The 15395-nt window shown below is 61.0% G+C and carries 19 protein-coding genes; 10 read left to right on the plus strand and 9 right to left on the minus strand.

Annotation, left to right across the window (positions count from 1 at the left end):
• Positions 1–64: 64 nt before the first annotated feature.
• The gene (locus tag AC13RM_RS20565; protein ID WP_488555464.1) at positions 65–979 is read left to right on the plus strand and encodes a DMT family transporter; all 915 of its coding nucleotides are present in this window, start codon (positions 65–67) and stop codon (positions 977–979) included.
• A complete protein-coding gene (locus tag AC13RM_RS20570; protein ID WP_488555465.1) occupies positions 976–1278 on the plus strand; it encodes an NIPSNAP family protein in 303 nt (100 codons plus the stop codon). The genes AC13RM_RS20565 and AC13RM_RS20570 overlap by 4 nt, the downstream gene beginning before the upstream one ends.
• Positions 1279–1280: 2 nt before the next feature.
• On the opposite strand, the gene AC13RM_RS20575 is transcribed toward AC13RM_RS20570, so the two are convergent.
• Genes AC13RM_RS20575 through AC13RM_RS20585 form a run of 3 tightly spaced genes read right to left on the minus strand, consistent with a single transcriptional unit; the run spans position 1281 to position 3121 of the window.
• Positions 1281–1907, minus strand: a complete 627-nt coding sequence (locus tag AC13RM_RS20575) for a hypothetical protein (RefSeq protein WP_488555466.1) — start codon at positions 1905–1907, stop codon at positions 1281–1283.
• Positions 1907–2539, minus strand: a complete 633-nt coding sequence (locus AC13RM_RS20580) for a LysE family translocator (protein ID WP_488555467.1) — start codon at positions 2537–2539, stop codon at positions 1907–1909. Before AC13RM_RS20580 ends, AC13RM_RS20575 begins: the two co-directional genes overlap by 1 nt.
• Before the next feature lie 24 nt (positions 2540–2563).
• A complete protein-coding gene (locus AC13RM_RS20585; protein ID WP_488555468.1) occupies positions 2564–3121 on the minus strand; it encodes a cysteine hydrolase family protein in 558 nt (185 codons plus the stop codon).
• A 376-nt stretch (positions 3122–3497) separates the two neighbouring features.
• Here AC13RM_RS20585 and cysK point away from each other — a divergent pair, with 376 nt between their 5' ends.
• The 3 genes from cysK (at position 3498) to AC13RM_RS20600 (ending at position 5285) form a co-directional block, all read left to right on the plus strand.
• Positions 3498–4466 carry a cysteine synthase A gene (gene cysK / locus AC13RM_RS20590; RefSeq protein WP_488555469.1) on the plus strand — a complete coding sequence of 323 codons (969 nt, stop codon included), beginning with the start codon at positions 3498–3500 and terminating at the stop codon, positions 4464–4466.
• Positions 4467–4654: 188 nt separating this feature from the next.
• Entirely contained in the window at positions 4655–4882 is a 228-nt protein-coding gene (locus tag AC13RM_RS20595; RefSeq protein ID WP_007535288.1) for a DUF4160 domain-containing protein, read from the plus strand.
• Complete coding sequence (locus AC13RM_RS20600) at positions 4875–5285, plus strand: DUF2442 domain-containing protein (RefSeq protein WP_113231798.1); 411 nt, start codon at positions 4875–4877, stop codon at positions 5283–5285. The genes AC13RM_RS20595 and AC13RM_RS20600 overlap by 8 nt, the downstream gene beginning before the upstream one ends.
• A 450-nt stretch (positions 5286–5735) precedes the next feature.
• On the opposite strand, the gene AC13RM_RS20605 is transcribed toward AC13RM_RS20600, so the two are convergent.
• The 6 genes from AC13RM_RS20605 to rsmI all read right to left on the minus strand — a co-directional run bounded on the left by AC13RM_RS20605 (position 5736) and on the right by rsmI (position 11477).
• Positions 5736–7268, minus strand: coding sequence for a YifB family Mg chelatase-like AAA ATPase (locus AC13RM_RS20605; protein WP_488555470.1), 1533 nt, complete (start codon positions 7266–7268; stop codon positions 5736–5738).
• Between the two features lie 190 nt (positions 7269–7458).
• Positions 7459–8406: a glutathione synthase gene (gshB, locus tag AC13RM_RS20610; protein WP_285175483.1), complete on the minus strand. Its 948-nt coding sequence runs from the start codon at positions 8404–8406 to the stop codon at positions 7459–7461.
• Positions 8407–8497: 91 nt separating this feature from the next.
• A complete protein-coding gene (locus AC13RM_RS20615) occupies positions 8498–9001 on the minus strand; it encodes a cupin domain-containing protein (RefSeq protein WP_488555471.1) in 504 nt (167 codons plus the stop codon).
• An 83-nt stretch (positions 9002–9084) separates the two neighbouring features.
• Positions 9085–10095 carry an endonuclease/exonuclease/phosphatase family protein gene (locus AC13RM_RS20620; RefSeq protein ID WP_488555472.1) on the minus strand — a complete coding sequence of 337 codons (1011 nt, stop codon included), beginning with the start codon at positions 10093–10095 and terminating at the stop codon, positions 9085–9087.
• Between the two features lie 100 nt (positions 10096–10195).
• Positions 10196–10576, minus strand: coding sequence for a YraN family protein (locus AC13RM_RS20625; protein ID WP_488555473.1), 381 nt, complete (start codon positions 10574–10576; stop codon positions 10196–10198).
• On the minus strand, positions 10569–11477 hold the full coding sequence (gene rsmI, locus AC13RM_RS20630; RefSeq protein ID WP_488555474.1) for a 16S rRNA (cytidine(1402)-2'-O)-methyltransferase: 909 nt from the start codon (positions 11475–11477) through the stop codon (positions 10569–10571). The genes AC13RM_RS20625 and rsmI overlap by 8 nt, the downstream gene beginning before the upstream one ends.
• A 252-nt stretch (positions 11478–11729) precedes the next feature.
• On the opposite strand from rsmI, the gene dnaN reads away from it, so the two are divergent.
• From dnaN to AC13RM_RS20655, 5 genes are all read left to right on the plus strand, one after another.
• Entirely contained in the window at positions 11730–12848 is a 1119-nt protein-coding gene (dnaN, locus tag AC13RM_RS20635) for a DNA polymerase III subunit beta (RefSeq protein ID WP_113231792.1), read from the plus strand.
• A 272-nt stretch (positions 12849–13120) separates the two neighbouring features.
• Positions 13121–13714 carry a phospholipid N-methyltransferase PmtA gene (pmtA, locus tag AC13RM_RS20640; RefSeq protein ID WP_113231791.1) on the plus strand — a complete coding sequence of 198 codons (594 nt, stop codon included), beginning with the start codon at positions 13121–13123 and terminating at the stop codon, positions 13712–13714.
• 19 nt (positions 13715–13733) lie between these two features.
• Entirely contained in the window at positions 13734–14321 is a 588-nt protein-coding gene (locus tag AC13RM_RS20645; RefSeq protein ID WP_113231790.1) for a histidine phosphatase family protein, read from the plus strand.
• Position 14322: 1 nt separating this feature from the next.
• The gene (pyrF, locus tag AC13RM_RS20650) at positions 14323–15015 is read left to right on the plus strand and encodes an orotidine-5'-phosphate decarboxylase (RefSeq protein WP_113231789.1); all 693 of its coding nucleotides are present in this window, start codon (positions 14323–14325) and stop codon (positions 15013–15015) included.
• A gap of 26 nt (positions 15016–15041) precedes the next feature.
• A complete protein-coding gene (locus tag AC13RM_RS20655) occupies positions 15042–15329 on the plus strand; it encodes a DUF1330 domain-containing protein (protein ID WP_113231788.1) in 288 nt (95 codons plus the stop codon).
• Positions 15330–15395: the final 66 nt, after the last annotated feature.

Genomic DNA, 15395 nt, shown 5'->3' on the forward strand with positions numbered 1-15395 from the left:
TAAATCTATATCACCAGCGCCGATGCCGCAATATGATTGGGGTAGATAGACAGGAGCCAGGGCAATGAACGAGATTAAACGCGGCACGGTGGAAATGACGGCGGCGATGCTGATTTCAGGCACGATCGGCTGGTTCGTGTTGATGTCCGGGCAGGCGGTGACCGGTGTCGTCTTCTGGCGCTGCTTCTTCGGCGCGCTGACGCTGCTCGTTATCTGCGGCGCCATGGGCCTACTGCGCCCAGGCATCCTCAGTCTCAAGACATTTTCCATCGCCGTCGGCGGCGGGATCGCCATCGTGCTCAACTGGCTACTGCTTTTCGCCGCCTATTCCCACGCCTCCATTTCCATCGCCACGACGGTCTACAATACGCAGCCTTTCATGCTGCTGGGACTCGGCGCGTTGTTCCTCGGCGAACGGATCACTTTCACCAAGCTCTTCTGGTTAGGCCTCGCCTTCGCCGGCATGGCCGTGATCGTCGAAGGCAAGCCGGCGGAGGCAGCGGGTGGTGGAAGCTATGCGATCGGCATCCTGCTTTCGCTGGGCGCGGCCTTCTTCTATGCGCTGGCAGCAATCGCCGCCAAATGGCTGAAGGGCACGCCGCCGCACCTGATTGCGCTGATCCAGGTGTCCACCGGCATCCTGATGCTGGCGCCATTCACCGATTTCTCGGCCGCACCCCGGGATGTCGGCGGATGGTCGATCCTCATCACCATGGGCATTGTGCATACCGGCGTGATGTATGTGCTGCTCTATGGCGCGATCCAGAAGCTGCCGACGCACCTGACCGGCGCTCTCTCCTTCGTCTATCCGATCGCGGCCATCGTGGTCGACCGTTTCGCCTTCGGCCATGTGCTTGGCCCGGCGCAGATCCTCGGCGCAGCCATCATTCTCGCGGCTGCTGCCGGCATGAATCTCGGCTGGACGCTCCCCCTGCCCTGGAATAGAAATCACCATCTTTCCAAGGGGGCCGCCGAATGATCACCTGCTATCTTCGTTACGTCATCGACCCTTACAAGCTTGCCCAGTTCGAGCATTACGCCAAGCTCTGGATTCCGCTGGTCAACCGGATGGGCGGCACGCATCACGGCTATTTCATGCCGCATGAGGGTGCCAACAACATCGCCTTGGCGCTTTTCAGCTTCCCGAGCCTTGCCGCCTATGAGGAATATCGGCTCAAAATACCCGGGGATGCGGAATGCCAGGCCGCGCTTGCCTATGGCGAGGAAACGCGCTGCATCATCAGCTACGAGCGCAGCTTCATGCGCCCGGTGCTCTAAGACTATTTAGCCGGATTCGGACAGACATCGGAGCGACCATCGAGGCCTTCGGCCACCTTCTCGAAGGTCGCGCCTGATCCGGCCTTAGCCCCGCCGATGCGCAGCACGTAGAGGCTATCGAAATCCTTGCCATGCCATTTCGGCACCGCTTTTTCATCGCCGCCATTCTCGCTCATCAGCTGGCGGGCGAGATCGACGATCTGCTTGTGCTCCCAGGCGACGAAGATCAGCTTGCCGGCATAAGCAGGCTTCTTCAGCTCGGCTTTCAGATCATCGATATCCTCATAGCCGAAGCTGGTATCGACGGGCATTCCAAGGGCGATTGCCGTCGGCTCGATGGTCGCGAGCGGCCGGATATAATCGTAGGAAGTGCCGGAATCGTCCTTTCGCTTCGATGGATCAGGCGCAAAGATCGCCGCCGGTTTGCCGAAGAGCTTTGTCAGCACCGGCGGCAAAGCCAGCGCCCGGTTGAGACCCTGGCAGCTCAATTGGCCGAAACCAGCCTCGGGCTTTTCGCCATGGCGCATGAAGACGATCGTCTGCGTTCCCGCCTCCGCCGCCGAAGCGGCACTCCAGTGCGATGCGAGCACCAGAAGGCCGGCGGCGAACGGCAGCGAAACGCTCCACATCAACGCTGCGCCTCGAAAGCCATGCGCACGGCGAGCCCGGCGAGCACCGTGCCCATCAACCAGCGCTGCACCAGCGCGAAGGATGGGCGCTGGGTGAGAAACATTGCGATCCAGCCGGCACTCAGCGCGAAGATGGCATTGAATGTTACGCTGATGATGATCTGGGCAAAGCCGAGGACAATGGATTGAGTGAAGACGCTGCCGGCGGCGGGATCGATGAACTGCGGCAGCAGCGACAAATAGAGGATCGCGACCTTCGGGTTCAGCAGGCTCGTCACCAGCCCCATCGTGAAAAGCCGGCGGGTGCTGTCCTTTGGCAACTCGCGCACCTGAAAGGCCGAGCGGCCGCCGGGCTTCAACGCATTCCAGGCGAGCCAGGCGAGATAGGCGGCACCCGCCAGCCGCAGCGCATCATAGGCGAAGGGCACGGCAAAGACGAAGGCGGTAATGCCGAGCGCGGCCGAGAACATGTAGAAGAGAAAGCCGCAGGCGACACCGCCAAGGGAGATCAATCCTGCCGCTGGCCCCTGCGAGATCGAGCGCGAGACCAGATAGATCATATTCGGCCCGGGGGTCAGCACCATGCCGAGAGCGATCAGGGCAAAGGTGATCATGCTGGTCAGATGCGGCATGGAGGCTCCGGCGGAGAAAGGGCTTCAGAAGGAGATTTCGGTGGATGCAACCAGCTTGATTTCATGCGACCCGGCATCGAAGCCGTCAAGCAGCATATTGTGATGGGTGACAATGTCTTCGAAGCTCAGTTTGCCCATATCCGCCGTCGTGTGACCGTCCGATGTCAGCGAGACGTCGAAGCCGAGCGAAACAGCACGCCGCACGGTCGTATCGACGCAGAACTGCGTCATGCAGCCGCCGACGATAAGATGAGTGACGCCGCGCGCTCGCAGCTTTGCCTCCAGATCCGTCTCGAAGAAGGAATCACAACTCGTCTTGTGCACGACGGCATCGCCGGCTTCCGGCGCGATTTCCCGGCGCAGCTGCCAACCTTCGCTGCGCTTGGCCAGGCGATGCCCTGGCGTGCCATCATGCTGGACGATGAAGGTCGGAATGCCGGCGGCACGCGTCTTGTGCTTCAGCGCCGCCAGCCTGGTGACAACCCCCTCCAATGCGGCATCTATCACGGGCTGACGCTCCGGCGTGGCAAGGCCGGTCAGGATGGAGTTCTGAAGATCGATCAGGAGCAATGCGGAAGACATGATATCCTTGGGCAAAGCAGTTGCGATGGGCCGTTAACACCTTGGTAATATGTTCGCTGCATCGGCGCAATCGCTTGAAAACGCAAAGGTGGTGCGATAGAGCCAATACCATCTCAGGAGGAAAGCTTCATGACGCTCGCGGCCCTGTTCGCCTATTGCGGCGCCCTCTTCATCGCTGCCGCCATTCCCGGCTCGGACCTCGCCACCACCGCCGCCTTCATCGCCGTGCGCGCCGCCTGAAAAAAACATCCTCAAGGAAGGCCTTCGGGAGATTCTTTTCTCACGTGCTTCCCGCGAGGAACGGGTGCGCACTCTGGTTTCCGCGCGCGTTTGATCCTATTGTCGTTGCATAATTCCAATATAGGGAGAGCTACCCATGTCCGACACCCGCAAACCCGGCCGCGGCCGCGTCTATGCCTCGATCACCGAGACCATCGGCGATACGCCGCTCGTCCGCCTCGACAAGCTGGCGAAGGAGAAGGGCGTCAAGGCCAACATCTTGGCAAAGCTCGAGTTCTTCAATCCGATCGCTTCCGTGAAGGACCGCATCGGCGTCGCCATGATCGAAAGCCTGGAAGCCCAGGGCAAGATCGCTCCCGGCCGGTCCGTGCTGATCGAGCCGACCTCGGGCAACACAGGCATTGCGCTCGCCTTTGCCGCCGCCGCCAAGGGTTATCGCCTGATCCTCACCATGCCGGAAACCATGTCGATCGAGCGCCGTAAGATGCTGGCGCTGCTCGGCGCCGAGCTGGTGCTGACAGAGGGACCGAAGGGCATGAAGGGCGCGATCGCCAAAGCGGAAGAGCTGGCCGCGTCGCTGCCGGATGCGATCATTCCGCAGCAGTTCGAAAATCCCGCCAACCCGGAAATCCATCGCAAGACGACGGCCGAGGAAATCTGGAACGACACCGAAGGCAAGGTCGATATCTTCGTTTCCGGTATCGGCACCGGCGGCACGATCACCGGTGTCGGCCAGGTGCTGAAGGCCCGCAAGCCCGATATCAAGGTCGTCGCCGTCGAACCGGCGGATTCGCCCGTTCTTTCCGGCGGCAATCCCGGACCCCACAAGATCCAGGGCATCGGCGCCGGCTTCGCACCGAAGGTTCTCGATACGCATGTCTATGACGAAGTGGTGACCGTCAGCAACGACGAGGCGTTCCAGCAGGCGCGGCTCGTCGCCAAGCTCGAAGGCGTGCCGGTCGGCATCTCATCCGGCGCCGCTCTGACGGCGGCCATCAAAATCGGCCAGCGTCCCGAAAACGAAGGCAAGACCATCGTCGTCATCATCCCGTCCTTCGCCGAGCGTTATCTCTCGACGGCGCTGTTCGAAGGACTTGGCGGCTGAGTTAACGGCAGCAATTGATTGGGAAAGGGGTGCTGCGGCACCCAGTCACTTACTCAAATGTGGAATCGATTTGTGTGGCGGTTCCACATCGCCGAAAAGTTTTCGTCGGTGCAATTTCGCGTTCGACAGCTTGTAGTCGAGCGCCTTATGGCTCTTGAAAAACCCAAGTTGTTAGGTTATTTTCGAGCATGGTCACCGTTCTCCGCGAAGCAGGAATGCGATTTGTTATTTACACGGATGACCACGAACCGGCGCACACCCATGTCTATGGAGATGGGGAAGCCCGCATCAATATCCTTGATCTCACCGTGATATCAAACCGGGGAATGAAGAAGCGGGATTTAAGCGTCGCCCTTGCCATTGTTCAGGCGAACAAGCGCCTCTTCATCGAAAAATGGGAGAGCATCCATGGGTGAAGTTGTCTTTGAAGATCGTCACTACCGAGAAGCTACCGTGAAGGGGGAGGCGGAACGCGCCCGCGCGCCCGTCCCGGCATCAGCCCGTTTCGATGAGGCGTCCGGCCGCATCGTCGTGGATTTTACCAACGGCGCTGCGTTCATGGTGCCTGCCCGATCGATACAGGGCCTGGAGAATGCAACCGTTGCGCAGTTGGCGGAGGTCGAACTTCTCGGCGGCACCGGCCTGCATTGGGAGAGCTTGGACGTGGATTTTACCATCTCCGGGTTGATGAACGGCATATTCGGCACTGCGAAGTTCATGGATGCGCAGCGCCGAGGCGGTCAGTCCCGTTCAACGGCCAAGGTAGAGGCAAGCCGTGCTAACGGTGCCAAGGGCGGACGCCCCCGGAAGAACGGCTAGGCGCTTGCAGATAGCTGATGCAAAGCCCCGCCGTCACGAGCGCTCGACGACGTTGTCACTCCCAGTCGCCAAACTGTTAGCTGCCAGGATAAGACTCTGGCGTAGATGAAAGGTCGCCTGCGGCCCAACCCGGTCATTACTGTGTGGGCAAGGGCATACCCGCGATTTACGCGTAGTTGTCATCGCACTCACGGACAAAGACAGGCCCATCCCCAACTCTTCGCGCTTGGTGACTATTCGAAGTGCAAGTCCGCCAGGGTGAGTCGAAGCCGCTTTGGGTCTTCCGCAAAAATCTCCGGCATCAGCAATACCCCCCGACAACCAATGCTGTAACGGACATTGCTACCGATCATTCAAACGACTCCACATTTAGGTAAGTGGCTGGGCTGCGGCGCCCTTTTCTATTTGGCCAGGCTGAAGACGATCAGGCGCTGCCAGAGTCTCGAATTTTCAGGCATGCGCGGCCAGCCGCTCTCCGGCGATGCGATAGGAGATGGCTTCGGCAAGATGGATTCGTCCCACGGTCGGTTTATCGTCGAGATCGGCGAGGGTGCGCGCCACCTTGAGGATGCGATGATAGCCACGGGCCGAAAACTTCATCTTCTCGGCCGCATCGCGCAGCAATTGCAGCCCGGCGGCGTCCGGCTCGGCGATGGTTTCGATCATTGCCGTCGAGCAGCGGGCGTTGGTGGCGACGTCCTTCATGCCGGCTCGTTCGAAGCGTTCTCGCTGTCGTTCGCGGGCACCAGCGACACGGAGCGCGACATCGACACTGCTCTCCGCTGATGTCGGACGGATGAGGTCAGCGGCGGAGACTGCCGGCACGTCGATGCGGATATCGATGCGATCGAGCAGTGGACCGGAAATGCGCCCCTGATAATCGGATGCGCAACGTGGTCCACGGGCGCAGGTGTGGCCCGGTTCACCGGCCATGCCACAACGACACGGGTTCATTGCCGCGACAAGCTGGATGCCAGCCGGATAGGAGACACGGTGGTTTGCTCTCGCAATGACGCACTCCCCGGTTTCGAGCGGCTGGCGCAACGCATCGAGCGCCTGCGGCGAAAATTCCGGCAGTTCGTCGAGGAAGAGAATGCCGTGATGGGCGAGCGAGACTTCGCCGGGCCTGGCGCGCATGCCGCCGCCGACGAGTGCTGCCATCGTGGCGGAGTGATGCGGCGCGCGATAGGGGCGACGATCGGAGAGCTTGCCGCCGGAAAGCTGGCCAGCGATCGAATGGATCATCGACACCTCCAGCAACTCGTTCGTCGACAAGGGCGGCAGGATCGACGGCAGGCGCGAGGCGAGCATGGATTTGCCGGAACCCGGCGGTCCGACAAACAACAGATTATGGCCGCCGGCCGCCGCCACTTCCAGGGCGCGCTTGGCACTTTCTTGCCCCTTGATATCGGCAAGGTCGGGTAGATTGGCGGCATTGGCACGGACTGACGGTTCCGGTCGCGACAGGACCTGCGTGCCGCGGAAATGATTGGCGAGCGCGATCAGGCTGCGTGGCGCCAGAATATCGATCTCCTTGCCGGCCCAGGCGGCTTCCGGCCCGCTTTCGGCCGGGCAGATCAGCCCCTTGCCCATGGCATTGGCGGCGATCGCCGCCGGAAGCGCGCCGGCAACGGGCGCGATCGTGCCGTCGAGATTGAGTTCACCGATGACAGTGTAAGACGACAGGGCATCCGCGGGGATCGCGCCAAGCGCCGCCATCAGACCGAGCGCGATCGCGAGATCGAAGTGACTGCCCTCCTTGGGCAGATCCGCCGGCGCGAGATTGACCGTGACCTTCTTTGGCGGCAGGGCGAGACCAGAGGCGTGCAATGCCGCTTGAACCCGCTCCCGACTCTCGGCCACGGCCTTGTCCGGCAGGCCGACGATGTGCATCAGCACCTTGCCCGGCGCGATCATCACCTGCACTTCGACGGGTACGCCCTCAATGCCCTGAAACGCAACCGTACTGACGCGCGCTACCATGCTTATCCCCTGTCGCCAAACCCGTTTGCCGTTATGTGCCCCGATCAGCAAACTTCGGGTTGCAATCTGGCACAAGACAAGGAATGAAACAAGAACAATAAACGAACAAAATTTCACCCCGCATATCGAAATCAACGACATACGGGAGATGAATAGATCGTTCAGCTGAAAGCGTGGCGGGAACTGTTGATCAGGCTCGCTTGGCTTCGATCGCATCCCAGAGCAGGCTGGCGATATCGGCGCCACCGAAGCGCTTGACTTCGCGGATGCCGGTCGGCGATGTCACGTTGATCTCGGTCATATAGTCGCCGATGACATCGATGCCGACGAGCAGGAAGCCGCGTTCCTTCAGCGCCGGTCCGATGCGGGCGCAGATTTCCTTTTCGCGCGCCGTCAGCTCGGTGGCTTCGGCACGGCCGCCGACATGCATGTTGGAGCGGGCGTCATGCTCAGCGGGCACGCGGTTGATCGCGCCGACTGCCTCGCCATCGACAAGGATGATGCGCTTGTCGCCCTTGCGCACGTCGGGCAGATATTGCTGGGCGATGAAGGGTTCGCGGAAGAGCTGACCGAACATTTCGAGGAGAGACGAGAGATTGCGGTCGTCACGTGTCGAGTGGAAGACGCCGGCGCCGCCATTGCCGTAAAGCGGCTTCAGGATGATGTCGCCCATCTCATCGCGGAAACGACGGATTTCAGCCGGATCGCGGGTGATCAGCGTCTTCGGCATGAGATCGGCGAATTCGGTGACGAAGATCTTTTCCGGCGAATTGCGCACCCAGGCCGGATCGTTGACGACGAGCGTCTTCGGGTGGATGCGCTCGAGCAGATGCGTCGAGGTAATATAGGCCATGTCGAAGGGCGGGTCCTGGCGCAGCAGCACCACGTCCATGGTCGAGAGATCGACGCGCTCCGGCTCGCCGAGCTCGAAGTGATCGCCTTTGACGTCGCGCAGGATCATCGGCTCGACGGAGGCATAGACCTTGCCATCGCGCATGCTCAGCCGCTCCGGCGTATAGTGGAAAAGCTTGTAGCCGCGGTTCTGCGCCTCGAGGCTCATGGCGAAGGTGGAGTCACCCGCAATGTTGATGCTTTTCACATGGTCCATCTGGACCGCAACATTCTTGATACCAGCCATAGTCAACCCTCGCTCGAATTTGCGGACAGATGTAGGTCGACCCGCATGCAAACGCAACGGCTATTCAATGGCTTCCCTCAAGTGGCCCCGCTCAGGCAGCCAGTCCTTGTGCGCCGCCCTGACGGACAAAGTTGCGCAGGCGATAAGCCATGGTCAGAGGCTTCGGGAACGGCTTGCGCAGAAAGGCGACCTTGCGCAGGTAGCGATCGATGCGCCATGTCGCCCAGGTACCGCCGGCAAAATAAGCGACATCGCCGGCACTGAGCGTGCGCTCGACACCATCTTCCGTGGTGATATGCACCTCGCCTTCGAGGATCATCACGGTTTCATCCCAGCCGAAATACCAGCGGAACTCACCCGCGGTGCAATCCCACAGCGCCGTCATCGCGGCATCGTCCTGGCCGCGCGAGTGCTCGGCGATACGGGCGACCGGATTGCCTGATAAAACCCAGGAGGGTTCGATCGGCGACGGCTTCATTTCCATTTCGTTGCTGGCGCCTGCCACGAAGCTCTTCGACTGCGGCATCGCGAGGACGATCGGCGCGGCACGGGTGGCAAGGGCCGCCATACTCGCCAACATCAGTTTCAAGACCATGCAATCCCCCAAAATTCCATGTGCGTCTGCGATCTCATTCGCATGGAAGGGGTAACGGCAGGGTTCATGAAACCGCGCGCATTTTAACGATTGCAGCGATCAGGCGGAAAACCTTCGATTGTGCAGACGACCATATCGTGGTCGGAGAGCGGCTTGCCCTCACCATTGAGCGAAGACACGAGATGGCTTTCGCCGATCTTCAAGCCGCGGGTGATGAACCAGTCGAGCTTCATGGCGCGATCGGGAAAGCGGGTGATCAGGCTCGGACGTGTGCTGGTCTGATCGAGCGGGCCGCCATGGCATTCGAAACCACGGCCCTCGGCCATCGCGAAGAGCGTATCGGTCGAATAATCGCCGCCGGTGTGATTGCCGGTGTTGAGATCGCCGCCGATCAGGATCGGCAGGCCGGGCGCGAAGGCCTCGACCTCATCGATCAGCGCCGCCAACTGCCGCTCGCGATAGGCAGCGGTCGCGACGCTCTCGAGGTGAACGGAAACGGTGACCATGGGACCAGCCTCCGTCTCCACGATAGCGCCAACGGCGCAGCGATCGCCGACGCGCGGCTGCTCGTTGCTGTCGTTGAACCAGACGGCCTCACCGGGCAGGCGGATCATGAAAGCATCCTTCAAAGTGACGGAGGCCAACAGGGCATTGCCGTGAAAGCCCTTCTCATTGAAATCATCGCGGCAGTAGGAACGCTCGATTTCCGAACCAAGGCTGAGCTCCAGGAACTCGACGCCATAGGCATGGTTCATGCCGAGTTCGCCGGCGATTACAGCCGTGGGATCGCGCTGCTCGGTGCGGGCCATGCCCAAATCCATTTCCGACAGCAGGATCAGCGGCGCGCCGGTTTCCCGCAGCTTGGCCGCACTTTCCTCCGGAAACAGGCAGCGCTCGAGATTCCAGGCAGCGACGGTAAGGGGGAAGGACAGAGCCTCGACCTTGGCATCCGCCCCGCCGACGCGCACCGTATTCAGGCAGGCGAGCGATGAAAGCTTCTCGGCGTGAACGGCCGGGGTCTTTTCAAGCGAAAGGAAGCTCTTGCGCTCCTCCTGCGAGGGAACGGTGAATGCGGAAACGGTGTTGCGGATCATATTGAAGCCTGTCGAAATAGCATTGTGAGCGCGGCGGAAGTCGCGAACGCTTATCGGTCCGGCAATAGGCTGATTTTGTGACGGTCCTGTAACGACGTGCTCAAAACGCATCCGGAAAATGCTGCGGCCAGCGGCCGGGGAGCATGGCGACGATGTCATAGCGTTGCGACAGGCGGGCGAAATCCGGTTGCCGCGCGAGCCAGAGATCGCTCGCGGCACGGATGCGCTTTTGCGAGGAGAAGGAAACGGCGTCGATCGCCTCCTGCGCGCCGCGCCGCGACTTGACCTCGACGAAGATAGCGAGGTCGCCCTTGCGAGCGACGATATCGATTTCACCAAGCTTGGTGCGATGGCGGATCGCCAGGATGCGATAGCCCTTGAGCATCAGGAAGGCGGCGGCGAGATATTCGGCCACATGGCCGCGACGCCAAGCTTTTTGCCGCTTCAGCTTCTCGCCAGACCCGGACTTCGTATCAGCCATGGCGCTCCTTCATGTCGAGCAGGCGCTGGTAAAGCTCCTTGCGCGGCAAGCCGGTCAAGCGCGCAGCCTCCGTTGCCGCCTTGGCGGTCGGCATCGTCCCTGAGAGATCGGCGAGAATGGCATCGACATCGGCCTCCGCCGCAACGCTTTCAGTTGGCGGCCCGGCGAGCCAGACGATCTCGCCCTTCACGTTCTCAACGACATCATAGAATGCGGCGAGTTCGGAGAGCGTGCCGCGACGGAATTCCTCGAAGGTTTTCGTCAGCTCGCGGCAGACCGCGCCGGCACGCTCGCCCCCCAGCACATCGGCAGCGGCGGCAAGGGTCGCGGCGATGCGATGCGGCGATTCAAAGAAAATGAGGGTCGCGGGTATGCCGGCAAGCTCGGCCAGCCGATCGCGCCGGCCCTTGTCCTTGGCGGGCAGGAAACCGGCAAAGAAGAAGGCATCGTTCGGCAGGCCGGAACCGACAAGCGCCGCCAGCGGCGCGGAGGCGCCTGGAATGGGAACGACCTTATAGCCCGCTTCGATCGCCTGCACTGCAAGACGGTAACCAGGATCGGAGACGAGCGGCGTGCCGGCATCGGAGACCAGCGCCACCGATCGGCCAGCTTCCAGAGCTTGCAGCAGTCGCGGGCCTGCCTCATCCGCATTGTATTCATGATAGGCATAGGGCTTGTTCTGTACACCATAGCGGTCGAGCAGAACACGGGTGACACGCGTATCCTCGCAGGCCAGGACGTCGGCACCGGCCAGCGTCTCCAGCGCCCGCAAAGTGATATCGCCGAGATTGCCGATCGGCGTCGCGACGAGATAGAGAGCCGGTTCGAGAGGACGGGCCGGGATCTGATTGTTATGCAGGCGGAAACTGCGCGTCCCGCCGCCTGATTGCTCTTCGTTCATGCCGGCCCTGAATTCACCTGGGATAAGCAGCCTTTATGGGCGAGGCGCGCACGAACGGCAAGAGCGGTGCAATTCCTGTGGAGCATTGCCGACGAAATGTCGAATTGGCGCTTGGCAATTGATCCATGCCTCTTGCATTCGGATGGAGAAGTCTGCCAAGTTGCCTGTCCAATCTTTCGGGCCTTGTCCGAAAACCAGTCGCTCGGGCGCCTCGGGCCGCCCGGCTAGTCACGGTCGAAAGCGGTAGCATCCATGCGTATTACAATTGAGCGGTCGAACCTCCTGAAGTCGCTGAACCACGTGCATCGCGTGGTCGAGCGTCGCAACACGATCCCGATCCTGTCCAACGTGCTGCTCAAAGCCGACGGCACAAACCTCGACATGAAGGCGACCGATCTCGATCTCGAAATCACCGAGGCAACGCCCGCCAATGTCGAACAGGCCGGCGCCACCACAGTTCCCGCGCATCTGCTTTACGACATCGTGCGCAAGCTTCCCGACGGTTCGGAAGTGCTTCTTGCCACCAATACCGACGGCAGCTCCATGACAGTAGCCTCCGGCCGCTCGAAATTCTCGCTGCAGTGCCTGCCGGAATCCGATTTTCCGGATCTCACTGCCGGCAGCTTCAGCCACTCCTTCAAGCTGAAAGCTGCCGATCTGAAGATGCTGATCGACCGCACGCAGTTTGCGATCTCCACCGAGGAGACCCGTTATTACCTCAACGGCATCTTCTTCCACACGATCGAAAGCGGCGGCGACCTGAAGCTCAGGGCTGTCGCCACGGACGGCCATCGCCTGGCCCGCGCCGATGTCAGCGCGCCTTCCGGCTCCGAAGGCATGCCTGGGATCATCATCCCGCGCAAGACGGTGGGAGAACTGCAGAAGCTGGTGGATTCTCCGGATACAATCGTGACGGTCGAAGTCTCCGACGCCAAGATCCGCCTGACCATCGGCTCGATCGTCATGACCTCGAAGCTGATCGACGGCACTTTCCCGGACTATCAGCGCGTCATTCCGGCCAACAACGACAAGGAAATGCGGGTCGATTGCGAGACCTTCGCCCAGGCCGTCGACCGCGTGTCGACGATTTCTTCGGAGCGTGGCCGCGCCGTGAAGCTGGCACTGTCTGACGGCCAACTGCTGCTGACCGTCAACAACCCGGATTCGGGAAGTGCGACGGAAGAAGTCGCCGTCGGCTATGAGATGGACCCGATGGAAATCGGCTTCAACGCCAAGTACCTACTCGACATCACCGCACAGCTTTCCGGCGACGCGGCCATATTCCTGCTGGCCGATGCCGGCTCGCCGACGCTCATCCGCGACACGGCCGGCGACGACGCGCTTTATGTGCTGATGCCGATGCGCGTATAGAGCATGATGCCGAAAAGTGTGAGCGGTTTTCGGACGAGATCATGCTCCACTTTTTTTGCTTTAAGAGCCGGATGATTTCAGGTCGAACAGACCTGAAATCATCCGGCTCTGGGAAACTAAAGCGCCCTTTTGTGCGTTTAATCAGCACAAGGGCGCTTTTATTTGGTCCTTTGTCGATTGCGACATTTTCTCTTGTTATTGCGTCGTTCCGTTGCAAGATCCTAGAGAAGCGATATGTAAGTCGCGACGGTAACATCTGATGGGGGGAGAGCATGGCGCTGCGTCTCAAGGAACGGCTTGGCAAGAAGTTCGACGAGGAGATCCGTTTCTTCAAGGGCATGATGCAAGGGCCGAAGACCGTGGGGTCGATCGTTCCGACATCGTCGATCACGGCCCGCAAGATGGCTGGCGTCATCAATACGCAATCCGGCCTGCCGGTGCTGGAGCTTGGGCCGGGAACCGGCGCTATCACCAAGGCGATCCTGGCTCGCGGCGTCGAACCGCAAAATCTCATCGCCATCGAATATTCCACCGACTTCTACAATCATCTCGTCCGCCGCTACCCCGGCGTCAATTTCATCAATGGCGACGCCTTCGATCTCGATACGACGCTGGGCGTGCTGCGCGGACAGACCTTCGATTCCGTCGTCTCAGGCATTCCTCTCCTTAATTTTCCCATGAAGGCGCGAGTCGCCTTGCTGGAAAGCCTCTTGGACCGCATGCCGCCAGGCCGCCCGGTGGTGCAGATTTCCTACGGACCTGTCTCGCCGATCATCGCCAAACCGGATCGATATCATATCCGCCATTACGACTTCATCGTCCGTAACATTCCGCCGGCCCAGCTCTGGGTCTATAGCCGCGGCTGAGCCAATCGCTGAGAAATCCATGTACGCTCTTTATGTTACGCACCCACAGGTGCGGATCGACCCGAATGTGCCGGTGCCGGAGTGGGGCTTGTCCGACATTGGCGCCGAGCGGGCACGACTAGCGGCGAGCCGGCCCTGGGCCGGCAAGCTTGGCCTCATCGTTTCCAGCGGCGAGCGCAAGGCGATCGAAACGGCGGAGGCTTTGGCGGCGGCAAGCGGTGCGCCGATCGAGGTGATCGAAGCCATGCATGAAAACGACCGCAGCGCGACCGGCTTCCTGCCGCCGCCGGAGTTCGAGAAAGCGGCGGACTGGTTCTTTGCCAATCCGCACGAAAGCTTCAAGGGCTGGGAGCGCGCCATCGATGCGCAGGCGAGAATCGTCTCCAATGTCGAGGCCGTTCTTGCGCGCCACGATCCGAACGTGCCGATCGCCTTCGTCGGCCATGGCGGCGTCGGCACGCTGCTGAAATGCCATCTAGAGGGAAAGCCGATCGCACGGCAGGGCGATCAACCGCCGGGTGGCGGCAATCTTTTCTGTTTCGATCTTGCGAAGCGCGCCGTCTCGTGCGACTGGACACCCATGGAAGACTGGATGGGATGGGTTTGATATGACCGCACGCGACCGCTTGATCGTTGGACTGGATGTTCCAAACCTTCAGGAGGCCGAGAAAGTGGTCGGCGCCCTCGGCGACGATATCCTCTATTACAAGATCGGTTATCAGCTCGCCTTTGCTGGCGGCCTGGAATTCGCCCGCGACCTTGCCGCCAGCGGCAAGAAGATCTTCCTCGACATGAAACTGCTCGACATCGACAATACCGTGGCGTCCGGCGTGGAGAATATCGTCAAGATGGGCATGTCGATGCTGACGCTGCACGCCTATCCGAAAGCCATGAAGGCCGCTGTCGAGGCTGCCAAAGGCTCCGATCTCTGCCTGCTCGGCGTCACCGTGCTGACCTCGATGGATGAAGGCGATCTCATCGCCGCCGGTTATGAATATGATCCGCATACGCTGGTGCTGCGCCGGGCCGAACAGGCTCATATGGCCGGCATGGGCGGCATCGTCTGCTCGGCCGAAGAGTCCGCCGCGGTCCGCAAGATCATCGGGCCGGATATGGCGCTGGTGACCCCCGGCATCCGCCCAGCCGGCAGCGACAAGGGCGACCAGAAGCGTGTGATGACGCCTGCCGCTGCCATCAAGGCCGGCTCCAGCCATCTCGTCGTCGCAAGGCCGATCGTCAAAGCGGCCGATCCGAGGCGAGCCGCCCGCGCCATCCTCGATGAGATCGACGCAGCAATCTAACGACCAGGACAAGCAGGGAGGAAAACATGCCAAAGGGATATTGGATCGCGCGTGTGGATGTCCGCGACCCCGAACGCTACAAGGATTATGTCGCCGCCGCGAAGCCCGCCTTCGAGAAATACGGCGCGAGTTTCCTTGCCCGCGGCGGAGTGTTCACGCCGCTTGAGGGACAGGCGCGCGGCCGCAACGTCGTCATCGAATTCCCCTCGCTGCAGCATGCCGTCGATTGCTACAACTCGCCGGAATACCAGATCGCCGCCAAAATCCGGCAGCAGGTGGCAGACGCCGAAATGGTCGTCGTCGAAGGGGTTTAAACCCTTTGAAAAGCCGACGCTGCAATGCAGCGCGATAGCACTTCACCTCGGCGCGCGGATCGGCTA

It is taken from the genome of Martinezella sp. CNPSo 3732 (assembly GCF_057784515.1).

Coding starts and splice junctions, on each gene's coding strand:
- AC13RM_RS20565 (WP_488555464.1), top strand. CDS start 65: ATGAACGAGATTAAACGCGGCACGGTGGAAATGACGGCGGCGATGCTG.
- AC13RM_RS20570 (WP_488555465.1), top strand. CDS start 976: ATGATCACCTGCTATCTTCGTTACGTCATCGACCCTTACAAGCTTGCC.
- AC13RM_RS20575 (WP_488555466.1), bottom strand. CDS start 1,907: ATGTGGAGCGTTTCGCTGCCGTTCGCCGCCGGCCTTCTGGTGCTCGCA.
- AC13RM_RS20580 (WP_488555467.1), bottom strand. CDS start 2,539: ATGCCGCATCTGACCAGCATGATCACCTTTGCCCTGATCGCTCTCGGC.
- AC13RM_RS20585 (WP_488555468.1), bottom strand. CDS start 3,121: ATGTCTTCCGCATTGCTCCTGATCGATCTTCAGAACTCCATCCTGACC.
- cysK (WP_488555469.1), top strand. CDS start 3,498: ATGTCCGACACCCGCAAACCCGGCCGCGGCCGCGTCTATGCCTCGATC.
- AC13RM_RS20595 (WP_007535288.1), top strand. CDS start 4,655: ATGGTCACCGTTCTCCGCGAAGCAGGAATGCGATTTGTTATTTACACG.
- AC13RM_RS20600 (WP_113231798.1), top strand. CDS start 4,875: ATGGGTGAAGTTGTCTTTGAAGATCGTCACTACCGAGAAGCTACCGTG.
- AC13RM_RS20605 (WP_488555470.1), bottom strand. CDS start 7,268: ATGGTAGCGCGCGTCAGTACGGTTGCGTTTCAGGGCATTGAGGGCGTA.
- gshB (WP_285175483.1), bottom strand. CDS start 8,406: ATGGCTGGTATCAAGAATGTTGCGGTCCAGATGGACCATGTGAAAAGC.
- AC13RM_RS20615 (WP_488555471.1), bottom strand. CDS start 9,001: ATGGTCTTGAAACTGATGTTGGCGAGTATGGCGGCCCTTGCCACCCGT.
- AC13RM_RS20620 (WP_488555472.1), bottom strand. CDS start 10,095: ATGATCCGCAACACCGTTTCCGCATTCACCGTTCCCTCGCAGGAGGAG.
- AC13RM_RS20625 (WP_488555473.1), bottom strand. CDS start 10,576: ATGGCTGATACGAAGTCCGGGTCTGGCGAGAAGCTGAAGCGGCAAAAA.
- rsmI (WP_488555474.1), bottom strand. CDS start 11,477: ATGAACGAAGAGCAATCAGGCGGCGGGACGCGCAGTTTCCGCCTGCAT.
- dnaN (WP_113231792.1), top strand. CDS start 11,730: ATGCGTATTACAATTGAGCGGTCGAACCTCCTGAAGTCGCTGAACCAC.
- pmtA (WP_113231791.1), top strand. CDS start 13,121: ATGGCGCTGCGTCTCAAGGAACGGCTTGGCAAGAAGTTCGACGAGGAG.
- AC13RM_RS20645 (WP_113231790.1), top strand. CDS start 13,734: ATGTACGCTCTTTATGTTACGCACCCACAGGTGCGGATCGACCCGAAT.
- pyrF (WP_113231789.1), top strand. CDS start 14,323: ATGACCGCACGCGACCGCTTGATCGTTGGACTGGATGTTCCAAACCTT.
- AC13RM_RS20655 (WP_113231788.1), top strand. CDS start 15,042: ATGCCAAAGGGATATTGGATCGCGCGTGTGGATGTCCGCGACCCCGAA.